General features: G+C 44.1%; 22 protein-coding genes. 12 read left to right on the forward strand and 10 right to left on the reverse strand.

The genetic code is table 11. The features are described 5' to 3' along the window. Window positions 1–53 precede the first annotated feature (53 nt). From AY607_RS10855 to AY607_RS10865, 3 genes are all read right to left on the reverse strand, one after another. Window positions 54–980, reverse strand: coding sequence for an AEC family transporter (locus tag AY607_RS10855; protein ID WP_064102522.1), 927 nt, complete (start codon window positions 978–980; stop codon window positions 54–56). Between the two features lie 60 nt (window positions 981–1,040). Further along, window positions 1,041–2,150 carry an NADH:flavin oxidoreductase/NADH oxidase gene (locus AY607_RS10860; RefSeq protein WP_064097092.1) on the reverse strand — a complete coding sequence of 370 codons (1,110 nt, stop codon included), beginning with the start codon at window positions 2,148–2,150 and terminating at the stop codon, window positions 1,041–1,043. Between the two features lie 93 nt (window positions 2,151–2,243). Continuing rightward, complete coding sequence (locus tag AY607_RS10865) at window positions 2,244–3,512, reverse strand: carbohydrate porin (RefSeq protein ID WP_064102554.1); 1,269 nt, start codon at window positions 3,510–3,512, stop codon at window positions 2,244–2,246. Between the two features lie 398 nt (window positions 3,513–3,910). Between AY607_RS10865 and mutM the strand changes: the two genes are divergently transcribed. Together mutM and AY607_RS10875 are read left to right on the forward strand one after the other, a co-directional pair. Further along, window positions 3,911–4,771 carry a bifunctional DNA-formamidopyrimidine glycosylase/DNA-(apurinic or apyrimidinic site) lyase gene (gene mutM / locus AY607_RS10870; RefSeq protein WP_064097090.1) on the forward strand — a complete coding sequence of 287 codons (861 nt, stop codon included), beginning with the start codon at window positions 3,911–3,913 and terminating at the stop codon, window positions 4,769–4,771. Beyond that, a complete protein-coding gene (locus AY607_RS10875) occupies window positions 4,768–5,052 on the forward strand; it encodes a peptidylprolyl isomerase (protein ID WP_064097089.1) in 285 nt (94 codons plus the stop codon). Before mutM ends, AY607_RS10875 begins: the two co-directional genes overlap by 4 nt. 180 nt (window positions 5,053–5,232) lie before the next feature. On the opposite strand, the gene mscL is transcribed toward AY607_RS10875, so the two are convergent. Together mscL and typA are read right to left on the reverse strand one after the other, a co-directional pair. Next, a complete protein-coding gene (mscL, locus tag AY607_RS10880; RefSeq protein WP_064097088.1) occupies window positions 5,233–5,676 on the reverse strand; it encodes a large conductance mechanosensitive channel protein MscL in 444 nt (147 codons plus the stop codon). A 179-nt stretch (window positions 5,677–5,855) separates the two neighbouring features. Next, on the reverse strand, window positions 5,856–7,694 hold the full coding sequence (gene typA, locus AY607_RS10885; RefSeq protein ID WP_064097087.1) for a translational GTPase TypA: 1,839 nt from the start codon (window positions 7,692–7,694) through the stop codon (window positions 5,856–5,858). A gap of 174 nt (window positions 7,695–7,868) precedes the next feature. On the opposite strand from typA, the gene AY607_RS10890 reads away from it, so the two are divergent. The 3 genes from AY607_RS10890 (at window position 7,869) to AY607_RS10900 (ending at window position 11,803) form a co-directional block, all read left to right on the forward strand. Next, window positions 7,869–9,239, forward strand: coding sequence for a uracil-xanthine permease family protein (locus AY607_RS10890; RefSeq protein WP_064097086.1), 1,371 nt, complete (start codon window positions 7,869–7,871; stop codon window positions 9,237–9,239). A 66-nt stretch (window positions 9,240–9,305) separates the two neighbouring features. Next, window positions 9,306–10,340, forward strand: a complete 1,035-nt coding sequence (locus AY607_RS10895) for a methyltransferase (protein WP_064102523.1) — start codon at window positions 9,306–9,308, stop codon at window positions 10,338–10,340. Further along, on the forward strand, window positions 10,340–11,803 hold the full coding sequence (locus tag AY607_RS10900; protein ID WP_064097084.1) for an amino acid permease: 1,464 nt from the start codon (window positions 10,340–10,342) through the stop codon (window positions 11,801–11,803). The genes AY607_RS10895 and AY607_RS10900 overlap by 1 nt, the downstream gene beginning before the upstream one ends. Window positions 11,804–11,856: 53 nt before the next feature. On the opposite strand, the gene AY607_RS10905 is transcribed toward AY607_RS10900, so the two are convergent. Both AY607_RS10905 and omp38 read right to left on the reverse strand, forming a co-directional pair. Continuing rightward, window positions 11,857–12,390 (reverse strand): hypothetical protein, encoded by a 534-nt coding sequence (locus tag AY607_RS10905; protein WP_064102555.1) that lies wholly within the window; start codon window positions 12,388–12,390, stop codon window positions 11,857–11,859. A gap of 103 nt (window positions 12,391–12,493) precedes the next feature. Further along, entirely contained in the window at window positions 12,494–13,621 is a 1,128-nt protein-coding gene (gene omp38 / locus AY607_RS10910) for an outer membrane protein Omp38 (protein WP_064102524.1), read from the reverse strand. Window positions 13,622–13,997: 376 nt separating this feature from the next. On the opposite strand from omp38, the gene AY607_RS10915 reads away from it, so the two are divergent. From AY607_RS10915 to AY607_RS10925, 3 genes are all read left to right on the forward strand, one after another. Continuing rightward, complete coding sequence (locus AY607_RS10915) at window positions 13,998–14,519, forward strand: GspH/FimT family pseudopilin (protein ID WP_064102525.1); 522 nt, start codon at window positions 13,998–14,000, stop codon at window positions 14,517–14,519. Between the two features lie 112 nt (window positions 14,520–14,631). After that, window positions 14,632–15,807 (forward strand): thiolase family protein, encoded by a 1,176-nt coding sequence (locus AY607_RS10920; RefSeq protein ID WP_064102526.1) that lies wholly within the window; start codon window positions 14,632–14,634, stop codon window positions 15,805–15,807. 159 nt (window positions 15,808–15,966) lie between these two features. After that, window positions 15,967–16,416, forward strand: a complete 450-nt coding sequence (locus AY607_RS10925; RefSeq protein WP_064102527.1) for a VOC family protein — start codon at window positions 15,967–15,969, stop codon at window positions 16,414–16,416. A 64-nt stretch (window positions 16,417–16,480) separates the two neighbouring features. Here the strand turns inward: AY607_RS10925 and AY607_RS10930 are convergent, their stop codons facing one another. The 3 genes from AY607_RS10930 to AY607_RS10940 all read right to left on the reverse strand — a co-directional run bounded on the left by AY607_RS10930 (window position 16,481) and on the right by AY607_RS10940 (window position 19,978). Next, window positions 16,481–16,966, reverse strand: coding sequence for a DUF934 domain-containing protein (locus tag AY607_RS10930; protein ID WP_064102528.1), 486 nt, complete (start codon window positions 16,964–16,966; stop codon window positions 16,481–16,483). Continuing rightward, the gene (locus AY607_RS10935; RefSeq protein WP_064102529.1) at window positions 16,959–18,602 is read right to left on the reverse strand and encodes a nitrite/sulfite reductase; all 1,644 of its coding nucleotides are present in this window, start codon (window positions 18,600–18,602) and stop codon (window positions 16,959–16,961) included. The genes AY607_RS10930 and AY607_RS10935 overlap by 8 nt, the downstream gene beginning before the upstream one ends. A gap of 254 nt (window positions 18,603–18,856) precedes the next feature. Continuing rightward, on the reverse strand, window positions 18,857–19,978 hold the full coding sequence (locus AY607_RS10940; RefSeq protein ID WP_064102530.1) for a CaiB/BaiF CoA transferase family protein: 1,122 nt from the start codon (window positions 19,976–19,978) through the stop codon (window positions 18,857–18,859). Between the two features lie 213 nt (window positions 19,979–20,191). Here AY607_RS10940 and AY607_RS10945 point away from each other — a divergent pair, with 213 nt between their 5' ends. The 4 genes from AY607_RS10945 to AY607_RS10960 all read left to right on the forward strand — a co-directional run bounded on the left by AY607_RS10945 (window position 20,192) and on the right by AY607_RS10960 (window position 25,259). After that, complete coding sequence (locus AY607_RS10945) at window positions 20,192–21,202, forward strand: AraC family transcriptional regulator (RefSeq protein WP_064097078.1); 1,011 nt, start codon at window positions 20,192–20,194, stop codon at window positions 21,200–21,202. A gap of 195 nt (window positions 21,203–21,397) precedes the next feature. Next, window positions 21,398–22,603 (forward strand): acetyl-CoA C-acetyltransferase, encoded by a 1,206-nt coding sequence (locus AY607_RS10950; RefSeq protein ID WP_064097077.1) that lies wholly within the window; start codon window positions 21,398–21,400, stop codon window positions 22,601–22,603. Window positions 22,604–22,614: 11 nt separating this feature from the next. Beyond that, entirely contained in the window at window positions 22,615–24,750 is a 2,136-nt protein-coding gene (locus AY607_RS10955; RefSeq protein ID WP_064102531.1) for a 3-hydroxyacyl-CoA dehydrogenase NAD-binding domain-containing protein, read from the forward strand. A gap of 161 nt (window positions 24,751–24,911) precedes the next feature. After that, window positions 24,912–25,259 carry a hypothetical protein gene (locus AY607_RS10960; protein ID WP_064102532.1) on the forward strand — a complete coding sequence of 116 codons (348 nt, stop codon included), beginning with the start codon at window positions 24,912–24,914 and terminating at the stop codon, window positions 25,257–25,259. The last annotated feature ends 37 nt before the right edge of the window (window positions 25,260–25,296 follow it).

The raw sequence follows: 25,296 nt of genomic DNA on the forward strand, positions 1-25,296 counted from the left end.
GCCCTACACATCGGGGGCTTTTTTTAATGACAGAGCATTCATCTTCTAAAAGATTATCCCCACCATAAAGCAATTAAACCACTGGTCACCATAAAACCGGCAATAGTACTCATCAACAATGGGGTTAAGGCTCGATCATTCAGCCCATACGCCTGCCCCAACATGCCAAAAATCGTGGGCATTGGCAAAGCTGCAATCAATGTACCGGCACGAACCATTTCCTGATTTAAGCCCGTCAACTGGCTTAGCCCCAGATACATCAAGAGTGGCATGATAATATTGCTGGAAAATACCAGATAAAAACTTTGCAGGTTGACATATCTCAGGCTCATTCCCACGATACCACCGCCAATTGCGAACAGGGCCAGCGGTGAGGCAGTCTGACCAATCAAGGCAAACATCTGATCGAGATAGACCGGAATTCTAATCTGGAATACAGCACAGGCCATCCCGAGCATCACCCCCATAAACAGGGGATTTTTTAGCAAGGTGAGCAATGCACTTTTTAAAATGGAACCTAGATTCGCCTGATGTTGTGTCCCCATTGCCGCGAGTACCAGCACCAGCGGAATCAGCAATACACTTTCAATGATCACCACCAGAGAGGTATAGGTCATTGCCTGCTGTCCCATCAATAAACTCAGCACAGCCGTACCAATCAGACCGGTATTTGACATTGCGGCACCTAGAGACAGGACAGCACTTTGCGAATGCGTATTCTGAAAATACTGGCGCATGATCCAGAAGCCACTGCCATAGAGCACTAAGGTCACGCTGCTATACACTGCAAAGTATTCAAAATACCAGATTTCATGCAGGTCTTTGGAGGCAAGGGATTGAAAGAACAGCAAGGGTAAGGCCACTTTAATGACAAAAGCACCGACCGTACCTACCTGTTCCTTGCTTAATACTTGACTCTTTACAGTCAGATAACCCAGTGCCAATAATAAAAATATGGGCACAATGACCGCAAAAATCATAATGCACTATCCTCTTGCCAGCGATTTCCTATTATAAGAATTTCTGACACTAAAGCAGTGTTAAAAAGGCTCAAATAAATGATTCAACCCATGCGGGGCACTGCGCAGATATTGCGGTGAAATCTTGATTTTCTCTTCAAGCGCTGCGGCTGCATGCCAAGGCCAATGTGGATCGTACAGAATGGCACGGGCAATGGCGATGGCATCGGCCTGGCCTTTTTGCAGAATATCTTCTGCCTGCTCTGCTTCAGTGATCAATCCCACAGCAATCACAGGAATACTCACCACTTTCTTGATCGCATCTGCAAAAGGCACCTGATAATTCGGTTTCACATCAATGTGCTGTTTGACATGCAGACCGGCACTGGAAATATGAATATAGGCAGCCCCAGCAGCTTCCAGTGCTTTAGACAATTCAATTGAAGAATCAATGGTCCAGCTGTCTGGCTGATCCATCCAGTCGCTGGCCGAAATACGTACCCCGATCGGATAGCCTTCCGGAACTGCGGCCATCATGGCTTGCAATACTTCCAGTGTCAGACGAATCCGGTTTTCCAGTGAACCACCATACTGATCATCGCGTTTATTTGAAAGCGGTGACATAAACTGATGCAATAAATAACCATGTGCTGCATGCAACTCAATCATGTCAAAGCCGGCATCCACTGCACGTTCGGCACTTTTTGCAAAGTCAGCAATGACTTGCTCAATTTCTGAATGGCTTAGGGCTTTGGGTGGATGTTCGTCTGCCTGAAACGGCAGATTGCTTGCAGAAACGGTTTGCCAGCCATGGAGCTGATCTGGCGCGATCTGCCCTTTTCCTGACCAGGGTTTATCTGTAGAAGCCTTACGTCCGGCATGTGCGAGCTGAATCGCAAATGGCATTGGCGATATAGATTTGACCTTGGCCAGTAATGCTTTTATTTGGGCAGCTTGCTGATCATTCCATAAGCCTAAGTCGGCATAACTGATCCGGCCTTCTGGCTGTACCGCAGTCGCTTCCACAATACACAGACCCGCACCAGAGAGCGCATAACTTGCCCATTGCTGCTCATGCCAATAGGTGATTTCACCCTGATCTGTGGCTGAATATTGACACATCGGTGCAATAATAATCTTATTGCTGAGTGATAATGAACCAAACTGTAGCGGTTGAAATAATAATGTCACGTGGCATTCCCTCTTTCTTCATGTCAAATATGATCAGGCAATAAAAAACAGGCTTTAATAAGCCTGTTTAGTTATAACGTGAAGCATCACTTTTTAGAAGATCAGGCGACTGCTTAAACCGAGCACGAGCGCATTATCTACGTTATTGCTTGACCCTGGATTCACCACATATTGCAGGTTTGGACGTAACATCAGCCACTTTGTTGCATTATAGCTATAGTTGAGTTCAATATTGTATTCTGCATCTGCATTCAAAGCTGGACGCGAATCTGCGAAGCGATGATTGACATGCACACGGTTAACCGCCAAGCCCAGAATATCATTTGGCTGAGTGTCAACCAAACCGATATATTTCACACCAATTTGTTGTGAATTATCCACTTTGTTAGTATCGCGGTCATGCCAGGTAAAGTTGGCAAATGAATGCAGACCCTGGCGGCCCTGACCTGTAGACGTTATCTGTTGTTCCACTGCTAACCAGCCTGCAAAGGTACGGTTTTTGGCATCTGCAGGATGGGCAATATCTTTCTGGTTGGCAACCTCATCAGCAGTATTGTACATCCCGCCGATACGGTAACTGCCTGGCAAGCCATTCACCAATGATTTCGGTGTCCATACGATTTCTGCAGGAATGGTTACGCCATCGGCATGGTCGGTATCCAGACTCCAGCCTTGACCTTCTTTGGCACCATTACCATTGTCTGGATTAAACTCGTAGACACCAACTTGTATCGCGAGTTCAGGGGCCACTTGCTGCTTCACCCGTGCACCCCATTGTGCAACTGGCGTATTCATCCAGATATTGCCCTGCCATTTGCCCATTTGCGCTGCACAGAATGCCGTACTGGCAAAATCACAGGCCATGACATTAAAATCCATGCCCAGACCAAGACGGCCTGCCTTAATACTGAGCCCCTGGTCTTTAAAATTCTTCTCAATGGACAGCTCGCTCAGGCGGCTATCCTGATTACCGCGTCCAAAAGTGCCTTGTACATTTGCCAACTGTGGGGCATTAGGATCCTGCAAATCACGAATAGAGGTACTTTGCCCCTGACGTGCAGTCATCGCGGCACGTATAGTGACCCCTTCCCATCCTGCCAGTTTTTCCATGTCCAGTTGAGTACCCAGCCATAATTGGGCAGAAGTTAATGGATCTGCACCTTCATTACGGCCACCATCAGCAAGATATGCAGTATCGGTTAACAGATTGGCTTCAAATTTGATCCCCTGTTGGGCCATTTTTGTACGTTGACCATTCCAGTCCCCCAGTAAATACTGACCTTGTGGGTCAAATGCAGTTTCCGCTTGTGCGGTTGTCATGGCAGCCAACAAAGGCAATAGTGCTAGACCTAAATATTTCATGTAAAACCCGAACATAAGGAGAAAAACAAGCAAGGTTTTAAAAATTGCTTTCAGGCACATGAAGTTACATAAATTTTCATATAAATTCTCAGCATTTTTTTTATTATTGATTAAACTTTTAGTTATAATTTAAATATAAAAATATAATTTTTATTTTGATATTTTAAATTATTTATATATTTTTCAAATTCTTATAATTTAACCAATTTTCTCGTTAGGTTTATTCAACTAAAATTCTGCTAGAGAGACCTAAAAATAAAGTTCATTTTTCAAATAAAATACAGCTTAAATAAATATGGGGTATCCAGTCATTTTCCAATTATTTCCTTTAGATTAATGCTTGCAATCCTGGCCGATTCACCCAATATTAGCTGCATCTCCCTCGCCAGCGATGTGTTATGCCTGAATTACCAGAAGTTGAAACCACTAAAATCAGTTTATTACCCTTATTGGAACAACGCGTGAAACGTGTTGAAGTGCGCCAGTCAAGTTTACGTTGGCCTATTCCGGAAAATATAGACAGGCTGGTGGGACAGAAATTGCTCAAGCTTAGTCGCCGTTCCAAATATATTCTGGCAGAGTTTGAACATGAGACGATGCTCTGGCATTTGGGCATGTCTGGGAGTTTCCGTCTATGCGAGAGCACGGAAGAATTACGCAAACATGACCATCTGATTATCCAGTTTGAAGATATCGAACTGCGTTATCACGACCCGCGCCGTTTTGGCTGTATTCTTTGGCTAGATGCCCAATCCCAAAGCAAACTGATTGATACCTTGGGACCAGAACCCTTAAGTGAGAGCTTTAATGCCGAGTATTTGTTTGAAAAACTGAAGAATAAAAATGTTGGCACCAAAGTTGCAATTATGGATAACCATGTGGTGGTGGGCGTAGGCAATATTTATGCGACTGAGAGTCTGTTTAATCTGGGTATTCACCCTGCACAACCAGCCTCGACTTTAAGTTTAATGCAGGTTGAAAAGTTGGTGCTGGAAATTAAACGTATCTTGAAGCAGGCGATTGATCTGGGTGGTTCAACCTTAAGAGACTACACCAATGCCATGGGCGAAAATGGCTATTTCCAGCAAACCTTGCTGGCTTATGGCCGCGCTGGTGAAATGTGCGTGAACTGTGAAACTACGCTTGAAAATATTAAATTGGGGCAACGGGCTTCTGTTTTTTGTCCTGAATGCCAACCTTTGAAAAAGCTCCAGCTCCCTGTCAAAAAAATGGCAACTGTACGAGGGAAAAAGTCATGAAAACAGCCATTGTGCGTCATATTCTGGTCAAAGACAAAGAAACTGCAGAACAGCTTAAAAAGAAGATTTTAAGTGGTGCAGATTTTAATAAAATTGCCAAACAGTATTCGACCTGTAATTCTGCCAAACGTGGTGGTGAGCTGGGTGAAATCAAAAAAGGTCAGTTGGTTCCAGTGATTGATAAACTGGTTTTTACTGCAGCAGAACGGGTATTGCATGGCCCGGTCAAAAGCCAGTTTGGTTTCCATTTAGTCGAAATTAAGTTTCGGGCAGATTTCTAAATATTTTTCCTTTCTTCCTTTTGGAGGTGAGGAATATAGTCAGCAGCAAGGCTAACGAGATATTTAAATAAATTAGATTATATTTAAGCTCTCCTCTTGCAAAACAATGTGTCTCATCTCTTGGCCGCAGAGGAAAATTAAAAAACGGCGCAATAGGCGCCGTTTTTTAATCCCTGGAACTTAAGCTTCAGGATCAGGACGTTTTTTTAACTCGTCACGAATTTCACGTAACAATGCGACATCTTCCGGAGTCTCTTCCGTAGTAGGTTCTGCTTCCTGCTTACGGCGCAACTTGTTCATCGCTTTAACTAACAGGAATACCACCCAAGCCAATAACAAGAAATTGATCAGAATAGTCAAAAAGTTACCATAAGCAAAAACGTTTAGGCCAGCCGCTTGGGCCTGAGCGAGAGTCGTGACATTATTCGGATTATCCCCCAGTACCAGGAACCAGTTGGAATAGTCAACATCTCCGCCTAAAATCCAGCTGATTACCGGCATAACAATGTCTTTGACCATCGAGTCGATGATTTTATTGAATGCACCGCCAATGATGACACCAATCGCCAGATCCATCACGTTGCCTTTGATGGCGAACTCTTTAAATTCTTGAATAATACTCATGTCTGCTCCCATATTTTATTTTCAAGTTTTGGGCTAAATTATACCTGACTAGAAACTTCTAATTTTGACTTAGTTTAATACGATTTAATAAATTACGATGTGAGCATAGCGTAAATATAAAAAAACCGTAATCTTCGAAAAGATTACGGTTTTTAGTAAGCGGGCCAATAATCTACAGATTATTTACCAGAACGGTTACGTTTACGTTCGTTTTCAGTCAAGAAACGCTTACGGATACGGATTGACTTCGGTGTTACTTCTACTAACTCATCATCTTCAATGAATTCAAGCGCTTGTTCAAGCGTATATTCAATTGCAGGAACAAGTGTTAACGCTTCATCTGTACCAGATGCACGTACGTTCGTTAACTGTTTCGCTTTAGTCGGGTTAACTGTCATGTCGTCTGAACGAGAGTTAATACCGATGATCATACCTTCGTAAACTTCTAACTGAGGTTTAGCGAATAGACGACCGCGGTCTTGAAGCGTAAACAATGCATAGCCCAAGCAAGTACCTTGAACCATAGAAATCAATACACCGTTTTGACGTTTCGCAACAGTACCTTGTTTCATTGGACCGTAATGCGAGAAGCTTGATGTCATGATCCCTGTACCAGAAGTCATGGTCAGGAATTCAGAACGGAAACCAATCAAGCCACGTGAAGGAACAGTTGCTTCAATACGGATACGGCCTTTACCGTCAACTTCCATATTGGTCATTTCACCTTTACGGAAACCCATTTGTTCCATTACAGCACCTTGATGCTGTTCTTCAACGTCAAACGTTACGTTCTCGTATGGCTCTTGTTTTTCACCATCAATTTCTTTGATGATTACTTGCGGACGGGATACACCCATCTCGAAGCCTTCACGGCGCATGTTTTCAATCAGAACTGAAAGGTGAAGTTCACCACGGCCTGACACTTTAAAACGGTCCGGACTGTCAGTATCTTCAACGCGAAGTGCTACGTTGTGAATCAATTCGCGGTCTAGACGTTCACGGATATTACGTGAAGTCACGAATTTACCTTCTTTACCAGCAAACGGTGAGTTGTTTACCTGGAAGGTCATCGATACTGTAGGTTCATCTACAGATAATGGAGGTAAAGCTTCAACATTTTTCGGATCACAAATAGTGTCAGAAATGTTGAGTGCATCGATACCCGTTACACAAACGATATCGCCTGCAGAAGCTTCTTCAACGTCAACGCGATCTAGACCATGATAACCCATGATTTTTAAGATACGGCCGTTACGTGTTTTGCCATCTTTATCGACTACAGTGACTTGTGTATTCAATTTTACTGAACCACGTTGAATACGACCAATACCGATAACACCAACGAAGCTGTTATAGTCAAGTGAAGACACTTGCATTTGGAATGGACCATCAACGTCAACTTTTGGTGGTTCAACGATATCTACAATCGTTTGGAACAACGGAGTCATGTCTTCAGCAAGTTCTTCTGGAGAAGGACCAGCAACACCACGAAGGCCTGAAGCATAAACAACCGGGAAGTCTAACTGTTCGTCAGAAGCACCCAAGTTATCAAACAAATCAAATACTTGGTCAATTACCCAGTCTGGACGCGCGCTTGGCTTGTCAACTTTGTTAATAATTACGATTGGTTTTAAACCACGTGCGAATGCTTTTTGCGTTACGAAACGTGTTTGTGGCATCGGGCCTTCTTGTGAATCTACAAGAAGAAGTACGCAGTCAACCATCGACATTACACGTTCAACTTCACCACCGAAGTCGGCGTGTCCCGGGGTGTCCACGATGTTAATGCGGTATTCAGTATTGGTACGTTCATCTAACCATTTGATTGCAGTATTTTTTGCAAGAATGGTAATACCACGTTCACTTTCAATAGCACCGGAATCCATGACACGCTCGATCTCACCCGCGCGATCACCGAGAGCACCTGATTGTTGCAAAAGTTTGTCTACAAGAGTGGTTTTACCATGATCGACGTGCGCAATAATGGCGATGTTACGGAGAGTTTTAATATCTGACATGTAAATTCAATGCGTGTGTAATTTGAGGGCAAATTATACAGAAAAATACAAAACTTTTATAGTCACTGTAGCCCTACTCCTCAACTTTTTTTGTCTGGTCGAGGCTTTTTTGATTTTGTAAAGACGTGTAACTCGATTAGAATAGCGCCATCCAGCCTTATTTTGCATTGACACATGTCTGATTTTAATCAATCTCCTCCTTCTAAAGATCAACTTGACCTGGTATATGGTCTGGATGATCGTCCAAAACCCCTGATTGCTTTTCTAGCTGCTTTCCAGCATTTATTAGCGATTATTGTCCCGATTGTGACCCCTGGCCTACTGATTTGTCTGGCGCTTGGTGTTTCCAAAGAAGACACCAACATGATTTTATCCATGTCTCTGGTGATCTCGGGTATCGCGACTTTTTTACAGTCTAAAAAAGTAGGGCCATTTGGTGCCGGTCTGCTAATCGTTCAGGGAACCAGTTTCAACTTCATCGGTCCAATTATTGGTATTGGGTCAGCTATGGTGGCTGCGGGTACACCTGTAGAAGCAGTAATGGCGTCTATCTTTGGTGTAGTGATTGCAGGTGCATTCATTGAAATGGGCGTGTCACAAATTCTGCCTTGGATCAAAAAACTGATTACCCCTTTGGTCACCGGAATTGTCGTACTTCTGATTGGCTTGACCCTGATTAAAGAAGGTTTAATCAGCATGGGCGGTGGTTATCAGGCCATGAGCGATAAAACTTTTGCCAATGCCGACAACCTGATCATGTCTTGTACCGTCCTGGCGCTGATTATTATTCTGAACCGTATCCGGATTACCTGGGTAAAAAGTTCTGCCATTTTGATCGCTCTGGTTTGTGGTTATATCCTGGCGGGCTTTATGGGCCATCTGGATTTTTCCGGCTTAAAAGATGCACCTCTGGTACAGATTCCGACTCCCATGCATTTCGGTTTAAGCTTCTCCTGGAGCCTGTTTATTCCGATGGCATTTATTTACCTGGTGACCTCTTTGGAAGCGATTGGTGATATCACTGCGACTTCAAAGCTTTCCAATCAACCAGTCGATGGTCCAAAATGGATGCAGCGCATTAAAGGCGGTGTACTGGTCAATGGCGCAAATTCATTCCTTGCCGGTATTTTTAATACCTTCCCAAGTTCAGTATTTGCACAAAATAATGGTGTAATCCAGTTGACGGGCGTAGCAAGTCGTTATGTCGGCATCTGGATTGCGGCTTTGCTGGTTATTCTTGGTTTGTTGCCTGCAGTTGCTGGTATTATTCAGGCCGTTCCGCAAGCGGTACTGGGCGGCGCAGTCATGGTCATGTTTGGCGCAGTCGCAGCCTCTGGTATTAACATTCTGGCTGGTGTACATCTGGACCGTCGCGCCCTGCTGATTATTGCGATTTCACTGGCACTGGGTTTAGGTGTTGCACAAGTTCCACAAATTCTTGAGCATCTTCCTGAGTTATTCCGTAATATCTTTAGCTCAGGCGTTGCCACTGGTGGTATCGCTGCCCTTATTCTGAATGTGGTACTTCCTGAAACAAAGAAGTAATTTCATGTCCAAAGAACACTGTCTAGGTCAGGCTTAGGCAGTGTTCTTTATATTGGAGAGATACCTATGGATCCTAAAAGCGAAGTTTTATTAAGACAATATGATTTTTTGTCGGGTCGCATCTTACTGATTAATGCACCGACAGATAATCTGCTCGCTGAATTCGATGCCTCTATCAATCCGGCTGTCTGGACATGGAATTTTAACGATTTTCAATATTTCCAGTCACAACAAGCAGATGTGCATTTTGGTGCAGAAATGCCTGAAGCTGAATTTGATCAGGCAGTTATTTTTGTACCCAAGTCTAAAGAACTGTTGAATTATTTACTGCACACTGTGGCAGCGCAGCTTAAACCGGGCAGCAGTATTTTTCTGGTCGGTGAAAAGAAAGGCGGGATAGAACGCGCAGCCAAACAGTTGCAGCCTTTTGGTAAAACTCTCAAACTTGACAGCGCACGTCATTGCCAGCTTTGGCAATTGGTTTTAGACCATACGGTCGAGAAAAAAGCACTTGCAGACTGGGCACAGCGTTATACCGTATCTACACCAAATGGTGACTTAATTATTTGTGCACTTCCAGGCGTCTTTAGTCAAAACCGTTTGGATGTAGGAACTGCTACGCTATTGCCTTATTTGTCACAAGTCACTTCAGGTAAAATTGCTGACTTTGGTTGTGGTGCGGGGGTGATTAGCGCGTATCTGGCAAAGTTGAATCCGAAAAACCGGATTTTTGCCATGGATGTTGATGCCTTTGCACTGGTTTCTACACAAATGACATTTGAAGAAAACCAGCTTACTCCTGAACAGATTGAAATCAAAGCGGTTACAGGCATTGAGGATGCACCCTTGTTCCTCCATGCCATTGTCAGTAATCCGCCTTTTCATATGGGAATCGAGACCGATTACACAGCAAGTGAAACCTTATGTAAAACCTCGCGTCGTCATTTAAAATCAGGCGGCGAGCTTTGGATCGTGGCCAACCGTTTCTTGAACTATCCTACCCTGATTGAACAAAACTTTGGTAGCTGCACAGTGAAAGCGGATCAACAAGGCTTTAAAGTGCTCTTCGCCAGCACTCAAAAAAATGTTAAGGAATCATGATGAGCGAAACGCAAAATACGATGCAGCTGCAGCGTAAGCTGGGTGCTCGTCATCTGAATATGATCGCCATTGGCGGATCCATTGGTACAGGTTTATTTTTGGCCTCAGGTGCGACCATTGCCAATGCTGGACCAGGTGGTGCATTGCTTGCATATGTACTGATTGGGATCATGATTTATTTCCTGATGACCAGCTTGGGTGAGCTTGCCACGCACAATCCGACTTCAGGTGCATTTTTCACTTACGGCACCAAATATGTCGAAGGTGGTTTTGGTTTCGCTCTAGGCTGGAATTACTGGTACAACTGGGCCATTACCGTGGCTTTTGAGCTGGTTGCCGTTCAGTTCATTATGAAATTCTGGTTTCCCGATATACCGGGCGTGTACTGGAGCGCAATTTTCCTTGCCATTATTTTTGGGATTAATGCCCTGACAGTAAAAGGCTTTGGCGAATCTGAATTTTTCTTTTCGCTGATTAAAGTCCTTGCGATCATTGCCTTTATTATCATCGGAATCTGGATGATCGTGAAGATCATGCTGACTCCGGGTGTAGAAGCATTTGCCAACTGGAGCATTGGCGATGCACCTTTTGTCGGTGGTTTTCAGGCATTAATTGGTGTGGCGATGATTGCCGGATTCTCCTTCCAGGGTACCGAAATGGTCGGTGTCGCGGCAGGTGAATCGAAAGATCCAAAGAAAACCATTCCGGTAGCCATTAAACAGATATTCTGGCGTATCCTGTTGTTTTATATCGTGTGTATTTTCATTATCGGCACATTGATTGCCTATAATGACCCACGTTTATTACAGGCAGCTGCAACCGACGATATTGCGCTTTCTCCATTTACCTTATTGTATGAAAAAGCTGGTTTTGCTTTTGCTGCAAGCATCATGAATGCGGTGATCTTGACCGCTATTCTATCTGCAGGTAACTCGGGCATGTATTCATCTACCCGTATGCTGTTTGATATGGCACGTAAAGGTAGTGCACCTAAAATGTTTGCGCGTCTAGACCCGCGTGGTGTGCCAATGAATGCACTCTATGCCACGACTGCAATTGCAGCTCTGTGCTTTCTGACCACCTTCTTTGGTGAGCAGGAAGTCTTTAACTGGCTGCTGAACATGTCAGGAATGTGCGGCTTTATCGTCTGGCTCGGTATTGCCATTTCCCATTACCGCTTCCGTAAAGGTTATCTGGCACAAGGATATAAACTCGAAGATCTGGCTTATCGTGCCAAATTCTTTCCTTTTGCTCCCTGGTTTGCATTTATCCTGTGTACGATTGTCGTTCTGGGTCAGAACTATCAGGATGTTTTGGCCGGTCACTGGATGGGCGTATTATCGACCTATATCAGTATTCCGCTATTCCTGGCCATCTGGTTCGGCTACAAATGGAAGAAAAAAACCAAACTGGTGTCTTATCAGGAAATGGATGTACAGCCCATGAAGCTTGATCAGGAATAACCCAGCCAATAATGAAAAAGCAGTCTCAGGACTGCTTTTTTAATCTCTCTATTTTAGCTATTTCGCATTACAAAGTTACGGTCATCAACCACAATCGCTTGCTGACAGATTCCGTCTACTCGCCGTTGCTGCTCAAACACATGCGCCGGCATTGCCTCAAAGCTATCAAAGAAACTGATTTCCTGCTCATCGATAGAATAAATTAACGAGTGATTCCCTACCCCGTCTAAAGTGTCATAGAACACAATCACAAAACGACCTTCACCTGCCTTTTTTTGAATTTCTGCATATGAAAGAGGAGATTCATAAACAGGTAATTTGAGCTCTTGGGCTTTTTGATAAAATTCCACTTCAACAGGCTGTTTATCCAGATCAACTTCTGTAAAAAATTCAGCATCCAGCCCCAAGGTTTTGAGCGTAACTGCGAGCGCAATAGTTGAAGTTCCCATCTCATCATCGTGCCCTGTCAATTGCACCAGATCAGGAATATGTAGATCGATACCATAATGATGAAAGATCATCCAAATTGCATAAATACCACTATTGGCTTCCAGACTCAGCAAGTCTTGAGGAAGTTCTATGCTCATGCCTTTACTCAAAATCATTTTAGAACAGCAAGTGTATGCAAAAAACAGCTATAAAAAAAGCGACTCCTTAGAGTCGCTTTTTCAGTCTGTGTTCAATAACGAATTATTGAGTAACTGGAGCTTGTTGTTGCATAACTGGTTCAGCTAGAACAGTACGGCTACCAGTAATTGTCGCGAATACACGACGGTTCATAGCACGACCTTCTTTAGTAGTGTTATCAGCAATCGGTTGATCCCAAGCGAAACCTTGAGTAGACAAACGAGATGCATCTACGTTGTATTCGTTCACAAGTGAAGACTTAACAGAGTTAGCACGAGCTAGAGACAAACGTTCGTTCAATGCACGTGGACCAGTGTTATCAGTATGACCTTCGATGCGAGCAGTAGCGTTTGGATATTCAACTAGCTTCTCAGCAACTTTCGCGATTTCTGGTTTGTACTGATCTTTGATGTTTGACTTGTTAGTATCAAAGAACACACGAAGTTCCATGTTCAGGTCTTCAGTCAACTCTTGTGGAGCTGGAGCAACTGGCTCAACTGGAGCAACTTCAACTACTGGAGCAGCAGGCTTCAGGTGACCACCTAGAACTACGTTAAGACCAGCAAGTGCTGTATAGTTCCAGAACTCGTGATCAAAGTTATACGTAGCACGAGCTTCAGTACGTAGTGATAACGCGTCATTTAACTGCCAGAAAGCACCGATACCTGTATTTGCTAAAGTACCTTCTGAAGTATTACCACGGTCACGACGTACTGGAGCTGTTGGGCTGTTAAGACGAGTTAAACCATCAAATTTATATTTGTAGTGACCCGCACCCGCCAATAGGTAAGGCTTAACTTTGCTGTCATAGTTACCAGTGATTAAATCAGAAGTAACATAGAAGTTACCGTTGATTTGAGTTTGCTTATACTCAGCGCCTGGTTCAACTTGTGATGGACGACCATCAGTAATGTAACGAAGTGATTGGTTAACATCACCTTTTACCTGGTTATATTCAGCCTCGAAACCTAACCATGGAGTTAGTTCTACACCAAGTGCTGCACCAACGAACAAGTCGTTTTGCATTTCGCCTTGACCGAGTTGTGCAGATAACAAGTGGGACTGACCATTGTTATGCTTGGTGTCTTGCCAAGTATAACCCAGCATTAATGGAGTAACAGTTACGCCTGCGTTTGCAGCAGCAAAAGGTGCAACTACAAGCATAGCTAAAGCAATACGACTCATTTTCATGGATTTATCCTCCAGAGATAACAATTGTTGTTCAAGCTCAAGCCTTATAAATAGGCCATCCTGAGATAGGCTTTTTATTACCCCAGTATTATTCTTAAGCTATTCACATGGCATCATACAAACACTTTATTATTTTTCCAAGTGCTTGATTAATCTAATCAAGTAAATTATTGACAAAATTACTTACAATTTCCGTTGTAATTCGGTAACTTTTTACTCAATTTTTTATTCTGAATGACCTATTGTGATTGCCAATTATTTTTAACAGCTTTCTTTAAACTTAAGTAAGCAATGAATTACACGCTCAATAAAGCATAAAAAACATATAATTAATAGCACCCTTATAAGAAAAATAATATATAAATCAGGTAACTCTATGTATAAAAAAATAACAAGAGCGTTTACTATTGTTGAGTTAATTATCTGTATTGCAATGATTGCAATTCTCGCAAGTATCGCACTTCCCTACTATCACGAGTACCGAGCCAGACAGGAAGCTCAAAACATACCGATCAAGTTATCTACAATTAATCGTTATGCACGCAGTCAGGCTGCAATTTTGCGACAGAATGTAGTGATCTGCCCAAGCCAGGATTCTCTCACTTGCCAAGCCAATCAATGGAACAAGACTATGCTGGTTTTCATTGATAAAAATAAAAACAGGCAAGTGGATACAGGAGAGACCATTTTACATATTGATGTAGTTAATCTCAAATACGGTAACCTGAGTTGGCGAGGAGCTTTGAGCTTAGCGAGTGTCACTTATCAGGCACAAACAGGTCTGCCAATTGGTTCAAATGGCAGTTTCTACTACTGTTCTGCCCAGTTTTCTAGCCAACAGCGTATTATACTTAGCAAAATGGGGCATATCCGAAGGGAAAGCCTTCCCTCTTGTTAATAGAACTATCCAGTTTATGCTTCGGTACGATTAAAGCTTCAATCGTCAGTTTTTTTCAATATACTGCTTAAGTTCAAGATAAAACGATCAAAACTGATAGGGAGATACAACAATGACTGACATCGTAATTGTAAATGGTGCACGTACAGCCATGGGTGGCTTTCAGGGCAGTCTGGCCAGTGTAACTGCCCCGGAACTGGGTGCTGTCACTATTAAGGAAGCAATTGCCCGTGCGGGTCTGCAACCAACGGATATTGAAGAAGTCATTATGGGTTGTGTACTCCCTGCAGGCTTAAAGCAGGGTCCTGCACGTCAAGCGATGCGTCAAGCTGGTCTTCCAGATTCTACTGGTGCGGTGACCATTAATAAATTATGTGGTTCAGGCATGAAAGCCGTCATGCAAGCGGCTGACATGATTAAAGCTGGTTCTGCTAATATTGTAGTTGCAGGTGGCATGGAATCCATGACCAATGCGCCTTATGTATTGCCAAAAGCACGTGGCGGTTTCCGTATGGGCCATGGTGAAATCAAGGATCATATGTTCCTGGACGGTTTGGAAGACGCGGAAACTGGCCGACTGATGGGTTCATTTACCCAAGATATGGCAAATACCAAAGGTTATACCCGCGAGCAGATGGATGATTTTGCGATTCGCTCATTAAAGCGGGCGCAAACTGCAGTCAATGAAGGCTACTTTGCTGATGAAATCGTGCCTGTAACAGTTAAAACCCGTAAAGGTGATGTAGTCGTTGATAAAGATGAACAGCCGTTCAATGCCAACATCGATAAAATTCCAACTTTGCGTCCTGCTTTCGCTAAAGACGGTACGATTACGGCGGCTAATGCTAGCTCGATTTCAGATGGTGCATCAGCTTTAGTAATTACCTCGGCTGACAATGCAGCAGCAAAAGGGTTGAATCCTTTAGCCAAAATTGTTGCTTATGCTTCGAATTCGCAACATCCATCTGAGTTTACTATTGCTCCAGTCGGTGCAATCCAGAAAGTGCTGGATAAAACCGGATGGGCCGCTTCTGATGTCGACCTTTGGGAAATCAATGAAGCCTTTGCCATGGTGACCATGTGCCCAATGGATGAGTTCAAGCTAGGCCCTGAAAAAGTCAACATCAACGGTGGTGCATGTGCTCTCGGCCATCCTGTGGGTTCTACCGGTTCACGTATTATCCTGACTTTGATTCATGCACTAAAACGTACGGGCGGCAAGAAAGGGATTGCAGCCCTGTGTATCGGTGGTGGTGAAGCGACTGCTGTGGCGATTGAATTACTGTAACCTCTTCCCTCATCCCATCCCTCTCCCATAGGAAGAGGGAGTTAAAAATCCTCCTGATCTGGAGGATTTTTTTCGCTTACATCTTGATAAAGCGTGTTCGCGCAAAATACCGCAAAGTGGCGTAGATTAAAGCAAGCACAATAAAAAGGGAGTTCTCCCATGCAGCTAAATCATTACCTCAATTTCCAAGGTCAGGCTGAAGCAGCCTTTAACTTTTATAAATCAGTTTTTGGAGGCGAATTTTCAAGTCTGAGTCGTTATGGTGAAATGCCAGCCGAAGAAGGTGTCACACTGCCGGAAGCGGATAAAAATAAAATCCTGCATATCTCACTTCCCATTAACGAATTTACAGAACTGATGGCATCTGATACGAATGATCAATTTTGCGCGCAAACCAATACCGTGTTCACGCAAGGTAATAACCACTATATTTCCATTAACTTAGACGCCAGCGAACAAGCTGAAGCACAACGACTCTTTAATGCTTTATCGGTGAATGGTCAAATTGAGATGCCGCTTGAAAAGACCTTTTGGGGCGCACTTTATGCGGCCTTTAGCGATCAGTTTGGAATTCACTGGATGATCAACTGTCAACTTGAAGAAAGTTGAGAATTTTAATCAAGACATAAAAAAGCCGGACTCAATCCGGCTTTTTACAGCAGCATAATTTAAATTATGCACCTGTTTGATAATGTGCCTGTGCAACCGCAGTCGATGCCTGATACGGATTTTTGAAATCATTCAAACCGGCAGCTGCTTCCTGAATATCCTTACCTTCTTTAATCACGAAAGTGTCGAAACCGGAACGCTTCATGTAGTTCAACACATCTTTGAATACATCCCCAGTAGCACGCAGTTCGCCCTGGAAACCCTGACGGCGCAGAAGTGCTGCAAATGAATAACCACGACCATCATTAAAACCGGCAAACTCAATGAAGATGGCATCTAGCTGGTCCAGTGGAAATTCGTGGTTTTCAGGAGAAGCGTCTACAGTTAAGTACAATGCTTTTTTACCTGATACATTGGCAATCTGGTCTAGCTGATCAACAGTCAGAACCACATCACCCTGCGGCAAAACGCCATCTTCACCAACTAATTGATAGGTATTGTCTGCAATCGTGCCATCTTTAGAGAGCACTTGAAGTGCGGTATTAAGCATATGCACGCTCCTTGAATGGTTGAATGCCGACACGGCGATAAGTATCAATAAACTCTTCACCATCCTGACGCAGGTCAAGATAAGTATTCAGAATTTCTTCTACAATATCCGGCACGACTTCGGCTGCAAATGATGGGCCAAGAATATCACCAATTGAAGCATCATGATCGGCATTTCCACCAAGCGTAATCTGGTAGAATTCTGCACCTTTTTTATCTACACCTAGAATACCAATATTACCAACGTGGTGATGACCACAGGCATTCATACAACCTGAAATATTCAGATCCAGTTTGCCTAAATTGTAAATTGTATCCAGATCATCAAAACGGCGTGAAATCGCTTCCGAAATTGGAATAGATTTGGCATTGGCCAATGAACAGAAGTCACCGCCCGGGCAGCAAATGATGTCAGTCAAGAAACCGATATGCGCACGTGCCAAGTTGTTTTGGTCAAGGGTTTGCCATACAGCGAACAAATCTTTTTGCGGTACATCAACTAGAGAAATGTTTTGCTCATGCGTGGTACGCAGCTCACCGAAAGTGTACTTGTCTGCAAGGTCTGCAATCAGGTTCATTTCTTCAGTGCTCACATCACCCGGTGCAATTCCGGCACGTTTCAGTGAAATCGTCACAATACGATACCCTTTCACTTTATGGGCATTGGTATTGATGTTGAACCACTGTTTGAATTTCGGATATTGCGCGAACAATTCAGTGAAATCTTCATCTGCATAATCTTGGTAATCGAATGGCGTGAAGTTCTCATCCATTTTTGCCAAGGTGTCTGCATCAATTTTCAGTGTTTTAACCGTATGCGCAAATTCAGCTTCAACTTTCTCGGCAAATACTGCTGGTGTTAAGGCTTTTACCAGAATCTTGATCCGCGCTTTATATTTGTTGTCGCGACGGCCATGCAAGTTATACACACGAAGTACTGCTTCCAAATAAGCAATCAGGTCTTCTCGTGGCAAGAACTCACGGATAAAGCTACCAATCACTGGCGTACGGCCGAGACCACCACCCACTTTGATTTTATAGCCCATTTCGCCTGCTTCATTACGCACGATATATACACCAATATCGTGGAATGCAGTGGCTGCACGGTCAATCTCTTCCAGCGCAGAAACTGCGATCTTGAATTTACGTGGCAAGAAAGCAAATTCCGGGTGGAAAGTTGACCATTGACGGATCAATTCACAGGTCGGACGCGGATCGGCAATTTCACCGGCAACCACACCTGCATACTGGTCCGTCGTGGTATTACGGATACAGTTCCCTGAGGTCTGGATCGCATGCATTTGCACCGTCGCCAGTTCAGCCAGCATATCCGGCACATTTTCCAGTGCAGGCCAGTTAAACTGGATATTTTGGCGGGTCGAAATATGCGCGTAGCCACGGTCATATTCTTTTGCCAAATCAGCCACTTTACGAAGTTGTTTTGAATTCATCAAACCATATGGCACGGCAATACGTAACATTGGCGCATAACGCTGTACGTACAAACCATTTTGCAGACGAAGCGGACGATACTCATCTTCAGTGAGTTTACCGGCTAAATAACGTTCCGTCTGGTCTCGGAACTGTGCAACACGTTCATTAATCAGTTGCTGATCAAAATCAGTATATAAATACATGGCGTACAGCTAGTAGTTTCTATTATATCGCCGGCAAGGATAGCGAGATTGAACCTATCAATAAAATGCTTTTTATACATATTTCATAGCGGTTTTATTGATAAGCCTGTCAAACTTTCACGGATCTCTGTATTTACAGCATTGGATTAAATTTAAAGTAATAATGATGAAAATCTTCAATCATTATTACTTATTTTCATATAGGAAAAATTTCCTCTCATTTCATTAATCATCTTATTAACACGTTAAAAATATTACCACTTTTGACTTTCTCCCAATTGCTGTCCTACAAATTCATAGCGTATCGTTGAACGTGAAAATTTAATCGGGCAAGCCAGTTGTGCTTCAGTTTGCTGACTGCGGGCTTTAAGTGGCACCTGTACCACCCAGCCTCGCTGCTGGGCCAGATCAGAATGTAACGCTTCTTCAAGTTTGAGTACTGGTTCGACGCAGACATCCAGCGCGGCAAACTGTGTTTGCCATTCAGATAAAGGCTTGGTCTTGATTTTATTTTGAATCGCCTGCTTCACCTCGGCACGATCTTCTTCAGCAAAAGAGTTGCCCTTTTCCAGAATAATTGGCAGCTCTAAGGCCTGTGCCAGCCCCTGCATAAATTGTGGCTCCAAACTACCAATTGACAGATAACGGCCATCCTGGGTTTCATAATAGTCGTAAAAAGTCCCGCCATTCAGATAGCCCGACTCAGGTCGTTGATGCTGATTGCCAGCCAGACTGGCAGATGCGGCCAGATTATTCATCGTCACCACGCAATCGGTCATGGATATATCAATATATTGTCCTTTGCCACTTTGCTGACGTTCAATTACGGCAGCCAAAATTGCAATTACGGCATGCATGGAACCACCTGCAACATCGGCGACCTGAATTCCCAAGGCTGGTGGACCATTTTCAATCCGGCCACTGTGTCCGGCAATGCCAGATAAAGCCAGATAATTAATGTCGTGCCCTGCCTTATCTTTATATGTGCCAGTTTGGCCATAACCGGTAATGGAACAGTAAATCAGTTTCGGATTAATTTCGCTTAAGGTTTGATAGTCTAGCCCTAGACGTTGCATTACGCCGGGGCGAAATTGCTCAATCACAATGTCATAATCTGCAATCCTGGATTTGACCAGTTCGATATTTGCAGAATCTTTCAGATCCAGAGCAACCGATTGCTTGTTACGGTTCAGATAACTCTGTGAGGTGGCCTGTCCATTGGCAAAAGGTGGCATTAACCGTAGCAGGTCCGGTCGGGTTGGTGATTCAATATGCACAATTTCTGCACCTAAATCAGCAAGATATAAAGTGGCAAACGGACCGGGTAAAAGTGTAGAAAAGTCTAGGATTTTCAATCCTTTTAATGCATATGACATTGGAGTATTTGCTCTACTTCTATTGCTTTTTTTAGCATCATAAGAATATAAATGCACAAAAACAATGTCATGTTCAGCCATTTACCTTGATAGTTTCGGCAATCTAATATGTAAGAAAATGGCAAAGGTATTCTTGTAAATTGCCATTGCTTTATTATTTTTCGTCATTTAGGTCAATTATTAGTGAACATTAAAGAGACTGAAGGATTAAACATGAGTCGTGATACGATCAGTATCCATTTCGTCAACGCAGCTCTATCTGGCGTTAAACGTCTGGGCATGGATGTCGATACTTTATTGTCTCACGTCGGGATTGAAGCAGAACTGCTGCATCAGCCCAAAGCGCGTATTTCACCTGAACAATATACCCGCTTTATAAAAATGTTGTGGATGGTGACTCAGGACGAGCATGTCGGTTTTGATAAACAGCAACGCCGTCTGGGTACATTTGCGATCATGTGCCAGCTGATTATTCATGCCAAAACCCTCGGTGATGCACTGGAACTTTCTTCCCAGTTCTACAAACTCTTCGGTGATGACTGGTCGGTGACCCTGGAACGTGACAAGCATGAAGCACGTCTGGTGCCATTGATTCCAAATGCAATGGATCCGGATCATTTTATTACCGAAAGTATGCTAATGATCTGGCACGGTCTGGCTTCCTGGCTTATTGAGCGTCGTGTACCGCTGGAACGCGTACACTTTAGCTATCCGCGTCCAGCCCATGCCGATGAATATGATGCTTTATTCTTTGCACCTGTGATGCAGTTTGACATGCCACGCACCGAAATTACCTTTGCTGCAGACTATCTGGACCTGCCCGTTCGTCAGAATGAAGAAACTCTGGAAGAGTTTTTAAAAGCAGCACCGGCCCAACTGCTGGTGAAATTCAAAAATACCAATTCACTGACCTCCAGAATCCGTGATGTGCTGAAGAGCCAGATTGGTGAAGAAATGCCAACCTTGAATGATGTGGCATCGATGTTATATCTATCACCGCAAACCTTGCGTCGCCGTCTGGCAGCCGAAGGCAAAAGCTATCAAGGTGTGAAAGATGCCTTGCGCCGTGATGCCGCAATTCACCTGTTACTTAACCCTGATCTTACCCTTGAAGATGTCGCGCAACAGGTCGGTTTCAGTGAAACCAGTACCTTCCACCGTGCTTTCAAAAAATGGACAGGTGTGACTCCGGGTCTGTATCGTCAATTACACGGTTATCATTAAGCTGATACTCCCGAACCGATAAAAATTAAAATCGTTTCTCTCCGCCTAAGCTCCCTAGCTTAGGCTTTTTTTATAGTTAAAATTGGCTAAATCGCTCAAATGATCTGGCCCGTTCTCGTCATTGCACTTCAAAAATTAAGTATTACACTCGAGTCATTAGAATAAATTTCATCAAATCAATAAAAGGGACAAGCTATGAGCGAGGCATATATTATTGACGCCATTCGTACCCCACGCGGAAAAGGCAAAAAAGATGGATCTTTATATCAGGTAAAACCCATTTCCTTACTGACTGGCTTACTCAACGAACTTCAGGCGCGTCATCAGTTTGATACCGCAAAAGTGGATGATATCGTGCTCGGCTGTGTCACCCCCATTGGTGATCAGGGTGCCGATATTGCCAAAACGGCTGCCATCGCTGCCGGCTGGGACAATGATGTAGCGGGTGTGCAAATTAACCGTTTTTGTGCTTCCGGTCTGGAAGCTGTCAATCTGGCCGCACAAAAAGTCCGTTCAGGCTGGGAAGATCTGGTTGTTGCAGGTGGAGTCGAATCCATGTCCCGCGTGCCGATGGGTTCAGACGGCGGTCCTTGGGCACTGGACCCTGAAACCAATATGGCCTGTGACTTTATTCCACAAGGTATTGGTGCAGATTTGATTGCTACCATTGACGGTTATAGCCGTGCAGATGTAGATCAGTTTGCCGAACAATCACAAAAGAAAGCAGCTGCCGCTCAAGCCAATGGTTATTTCAACGCCTCTGTTATCCCGGTAAAAGACAAAGCTGGTGTAGTAATTCTGGACAAAGACGAATTTATCAAACCGACAACGACTGCAGAAGGCTTGGGCAAACTCAATCCAAGTTTCGCCACTATGGGACAAATGGGCTTTGATGCGATTGCCCTGCAAAAATATCCTGAAGTGGGTGCTGTCCATCATGTGCATCATGCCGGGAATTCTTCAGGCATTGTCGATGGTGCGGCTGTGGTTTTGATCGCATCGGAACAAGCAGTAAAAGAACAAGGTCTGAAGCCACGTGCCAAAGTACTGGCGACGGCACTGGTCGGTGCAGATCCAACCATTATGCTGACCGGCCCTGCCCCGGCTGCTCGTAAGGCCTTGGCGAAAGCCGGTTTAACAATTGATGATATTGACCTGTTTGAAGTCAATGAAGCTTTTGCTGCCGTGGTGATGCGCTTTATCAATGAGATGAAGGTTGATCCTGCCAAGGTGAATGTTAACGGCGGTGCAATTGCCATGGGACATCCACTCGGTGCGACTGGTGCGATGATTTTAGGGACATTACTGGACGAGCTAGAACGCCAGGGCAAAAAGCGGGGTCTGGCTACACTTTGTGTGGGTGGCGGTATGGGCATCGCAACCATTATTGAACTGGTATAAGGAGAAAAATAATGAGCACAATTCAATATCAAAAAAATGAAGATAATATTGTTATTTTAACGTTTGATTCTCCAAACCAGTCTGCCAATACCATGAATGCCGACTTTCGCACGGCACTGGATGAAGTCGTTGCCCAGTTACAAGCAGATGAAGATATTGCCGGGATTATTTTCCGTTCAGCGAAAAAAACTTTCTTTGCTGGTGGTGATCTGGACGAACTGATTCAAGCCACTCCTGAACATGCAACTGAATTCTTCAATATGATTGAAGAGATGAAAGCCAAACTACGCTATATCGAAACTCTCGGTATTCCTGTTGTTGCTGCATTGAATGGTACGGCGCTTGGCGGTGGCTGGGAAATTGCCTTGTGTGCCCATCATCGTATTGCCCTGAATGACCCTAAAAGCAAATTTGGCCTGCCTGAAGTCACACTGGGTTTATTACCAGGTGGCGGTGGTATCGTCCGTAGCGTCCGCCTGCTCGGTCTGCAAAATTCCCTTCCTTTATTGATGGAAGGCAAACAGTTTGGAGTCGATAAAGCCAGATCTTTAGGCTTGATTCATGAGGTCGCAGACAGTACCGATGAATTGCTGGAAAAGGCCATTGCCTGGATCAAAGCCAATCCAAAATCTCAGCAGCCATTCGATGTAAAAGGCTATAAAATTCCAGGTGGTAGCCCTTCGACACCAGCAGTTGCCCAGATGCTGGCTATTGCTCCGGCGATGCTGCGCGATAAAACCAAAGGCTGCTACCCTGCACCTGAAGCGATCATGTCGGCTGCGGTAGAAGGTGCACAGGTCGATGTCGATACAGCCCTGACCATTGAATCACGTTACTTTACTTATCTTGCCATCGGTCAAATTTCTAAAAATATGATTGGTACCTTCTGGCATGGCCTGAATGCAAACAAGTCCGGCGCCAGTCGCCCTCAAGGTATTGAAAGGTGGAAAGCCACTAAAGTCGGTATTCTAGGTGCTGGTATGATGGGGGCTGGGATCGCCTATGCGACTGTCAGCACAGGCATTCCTGTGGTATTAAAAGATATTTCAATCGAAGCGGCTGAAAAAGGCAAAGCCTATAGCCAGAAACTGCTGGATAAAAAAGTCGCTCAGGGGCGTTTATCAGCCGAGAAACGAGATCAGGTTTTAAGCCTGATTCAAACAACTGCATCTAATACAGATCTAGCCGGTTGTGACCTGATCATTGAAGCAGTTTTTGAAAATCCCGCACTCAAGGCTCAAGTTACACAAGAGGCAGAACAATATCTTGCCAGCAACGGCGTAATGGCTTCGAATACCTCGACCCTGCCGATTACAGAGTTAGCCCAGGCTTCAAAAAATGATCAGAACTTTATCGGCCTGCATTTCTTCAGTCCGGTCGATAAAATGCAGCTGGTGGAAATTATCAAAGGTAAAAATACCTCGGCAGAAACGCTGGCCAAAGCTTTCGACTTCGTGCAGCAAATTGGCAAATTACCGATTGTGGTGAATGACAGCCGTGGTTTCTTTACCAGCCGCGTGTTTGGTACCTTTGTACAGGAAGGTTTACGCCTGCTGGCAGAAGGTGTACATCCAGCGCGAATTGAAATGGCTGCACTCAAAGCCGGTATGCCAGTGGGCCCGTTGGCGATTCAGGATGAAGTGTCATTGACCTTGTCTGAACATGTAGCCAATGAAAGATACAAAGCTTTAGAAGCACAAGGTCAGACCATCACTAAATCACCTGCGGATGACGTGATTCACAGCATGATTCACGAATTTAACCGTAAAGGTAAGGTTGCAGGCGCAGGTTTTTATGATTATCCGGCCGATGCCAAAAAGCAGCTCTGGTCTGGTCTCAGCCACTGGAAAAAAGACAACGATATTTCTGAACAGGAAATGATTGACCGCTTCCTGTTTGTACAGGCACTAGATACCGTACGCTGTCTGGAAGAAGGTGTCCTGGAATCCGTGGTCGATGCCAATGTGGGTTCCATTTTTGGTATTGGCTTTGCCGCCTGGACGGGCGGTGCAGTACAATTCTTGAATCAGTATGGTCTGGCCAGAGCTGTGACCCGTGCCAAAGTACTTGAAAATAAATATGGCGAACGCTTCAAAGCTCCACAGCTCCTCAAAGATCGCGCAGCACACACCCAGCCGATTCAATAATTTGAGCACTTAAATAAAAGAGGAACGTGTTTCCTCTTTTTTTATCTTTCAGATTTGCTTCAAGCACGGAACAGCGTTATGTGATGACAGATTTTGATCTGCTTTTTGATTAATTTATGTTATAAAGTTACATAAGTTTGGTATCCACGTGGGTAAGACCTATGACTGATCACAGTTCACCTGAAAAATCTCCTTGGGGTTGGAAAGCACTTATTATCTTCTGTATTTTAGGTGGATTATTCATGCTTATTTTTTGGCTTGCAGTAAGTAATGAACCGGATTACATGCCAAGCCAGCAAAATAAACAGAACACTCAGCAACACGCTTTTAAAAATGCACCGACGATGTCTCCAGAAGCCATTGCCAAAGCGCAAGCGGATCGTGAAGCACGTGAAGCTGCCAATGTGGCTCCTACAGATACGACAGCCACTGAGCATCATATGTCAGCTGAAGAACATGCCAACATGGATAATGCCGAGCACAGCTCAAATCCAGCACATGGCCACTGATCCAGATTCAGGCTATGCATAAAAAAGCGAGGTCAAT

It is taken from the genome of Acinetobacter sp. SFA, assembly GCF_001647535.1.
Taxonomy (GTDB): Bacteria; Pseudomonadota; Gammaproteobacteria; order Pseudomonadales; family Moraxellaceae; genus Acinetobacter; species Acinetobacter pecorum.

Bases quoted from the DNA above. Each gene is read 5' to 3' on its own strand.
- AY607_RS10950 (WP_064097077.1), top strand. From the start codon at position 21,398: ATGAGCGAGGCATATATTATTGACGCCATTCGTACCCCACGCGGAAAA.
- AY607_RS10900 (WP_064097084.1), top strand. From the start codon at position 10,340: ATGAGCGAAACGCAAAATACGATGCAGCTGCAGCGTAAGCTGGGTGCT.
- AY607_RS10935 (WP_064102529.1), bottom strand. From the start codon at position 18,602: ATGTATTTATATACTGATTTTGATCAGCAACTGATTAATGAACGTGTT.
- AY607_RS10940 (WP_064102530.1), bottom strand. From the start codon at position 19,978: ATGTCATATGCATTAAAAGGATTGAAAATCCTAGACTTTTCTACACTT.
- AY607_RS10930 (WP_064102528.1), bottom strand. From the start codon at position 16,966: ATGCTTAATACCGCACTTCAAGTGCTCTCTAAAGATGGCACGATTGCA.
- AY607_RS10865 (WP_064102554.1), bottom strand. From the start codon at position 3,512: ATGAAATATTTAGGTCTAGCACTATTGCCTTTGTTGGCTGCCATGACA.
- AY607_RS10875 (WP_064097089.1), top strand. From the start codon at position 4,768: ATGAAAACAGCCATTGTGCGTCATATTCTGGTCAAAGACAAAGAAACT.
- omp38 (WP_064102524.1), bottom strand. From the start codon at position 13,621: ATGAAAATGAGTCGTATTGCTTTAGCTATGCTTGTAGTTGCACCTTTT.
- AY607_RS10945 (WP_064097078.1), top strand. From the start codon at position 20,192: ATGAGTCGTGATACGATCAGTATCCATTTCGTCAACGCAGCTCTATCT.
- AY607_RS10960 (WP_064102532.1), top strand. From the start codon at position 24,912: ATGACTGATCACAGTTCACCTGAAAAATCTCCTTGGGGTTGGAAAGCA.
- typA (WP_064097087.1), bottom strand. From the start codon at position 7,694: ATGTCAGATATTAAAACTCTCCGTAACATCGCCATTATTGCGCACGTC.
- AY607_RS10915 (WP_064102525.1), top strand. From the start codon at position 13,998: ATGTATAAAAAAATAACAAGAGCGTTTACTATTGTTGAGTTAATTATC.
- AY607_RS10895 (WP_064102523.1), top strand. From the start codon at position 9,306: ATGGATCCTAAAAGCGAAGTTTTATTAAGACAATATGATTTTTTGTCG.
- mscL (WP_064097088.1), bottom strand. From the start codon at position 5,676: ATGAGTATTATTCAAGAATTTAAAGAGTTCGCCATCAAAGGCAACGTG.
- mutM (WP_064097090.1), top strand. From the start codon at position 3,911: ATGCCTGAATTACCAGAAGTTGAAACCACTAAAATCAGTTTATTACCC.
- AY607_RS10925 (WP_064102527.1), top strand. From the start codon at position 15,967: ATGCAGCTAAATCATTACCTCAATTTCCAAGGTCAGGCTGAAGCAGCC.
- AY607_RS10855 (WP_064102522.1), bottom strand. From the start codon at position 980: ATGATTTTTGCGGTCATTGTGCCCATATTTTTATTATTGGCACTGGGT.
- AY607_RS10955 (WP_064102531.1), top strand. From the start codon at position 22,615: ATGAGCACAATTCAATATCAAAAAAATGAAGATAATATTGTTATTTTA.
- AY607_RS10920 (WP_064102526.1), top strand. From the start codon at position 14,632: ATGACTGACATCGTAATTGTAAATGGTGCACGTACAGCCATGGGTGGC.
- AY607_RS10905 (WP_064102555.1), bottom strand. From the start codon at position 12,390: ATGAGCATAGAACTTCCTCAAGACTTGCTGAGTCTGGAAGCCAATAGT.
- AY607_RS10890 (WP_064097086.1), top strand. From the start codon at position 7,869: ATGTCTGATTTTAATCAATCTCCTCCTTCTAAAGATCAACTTGACCTG.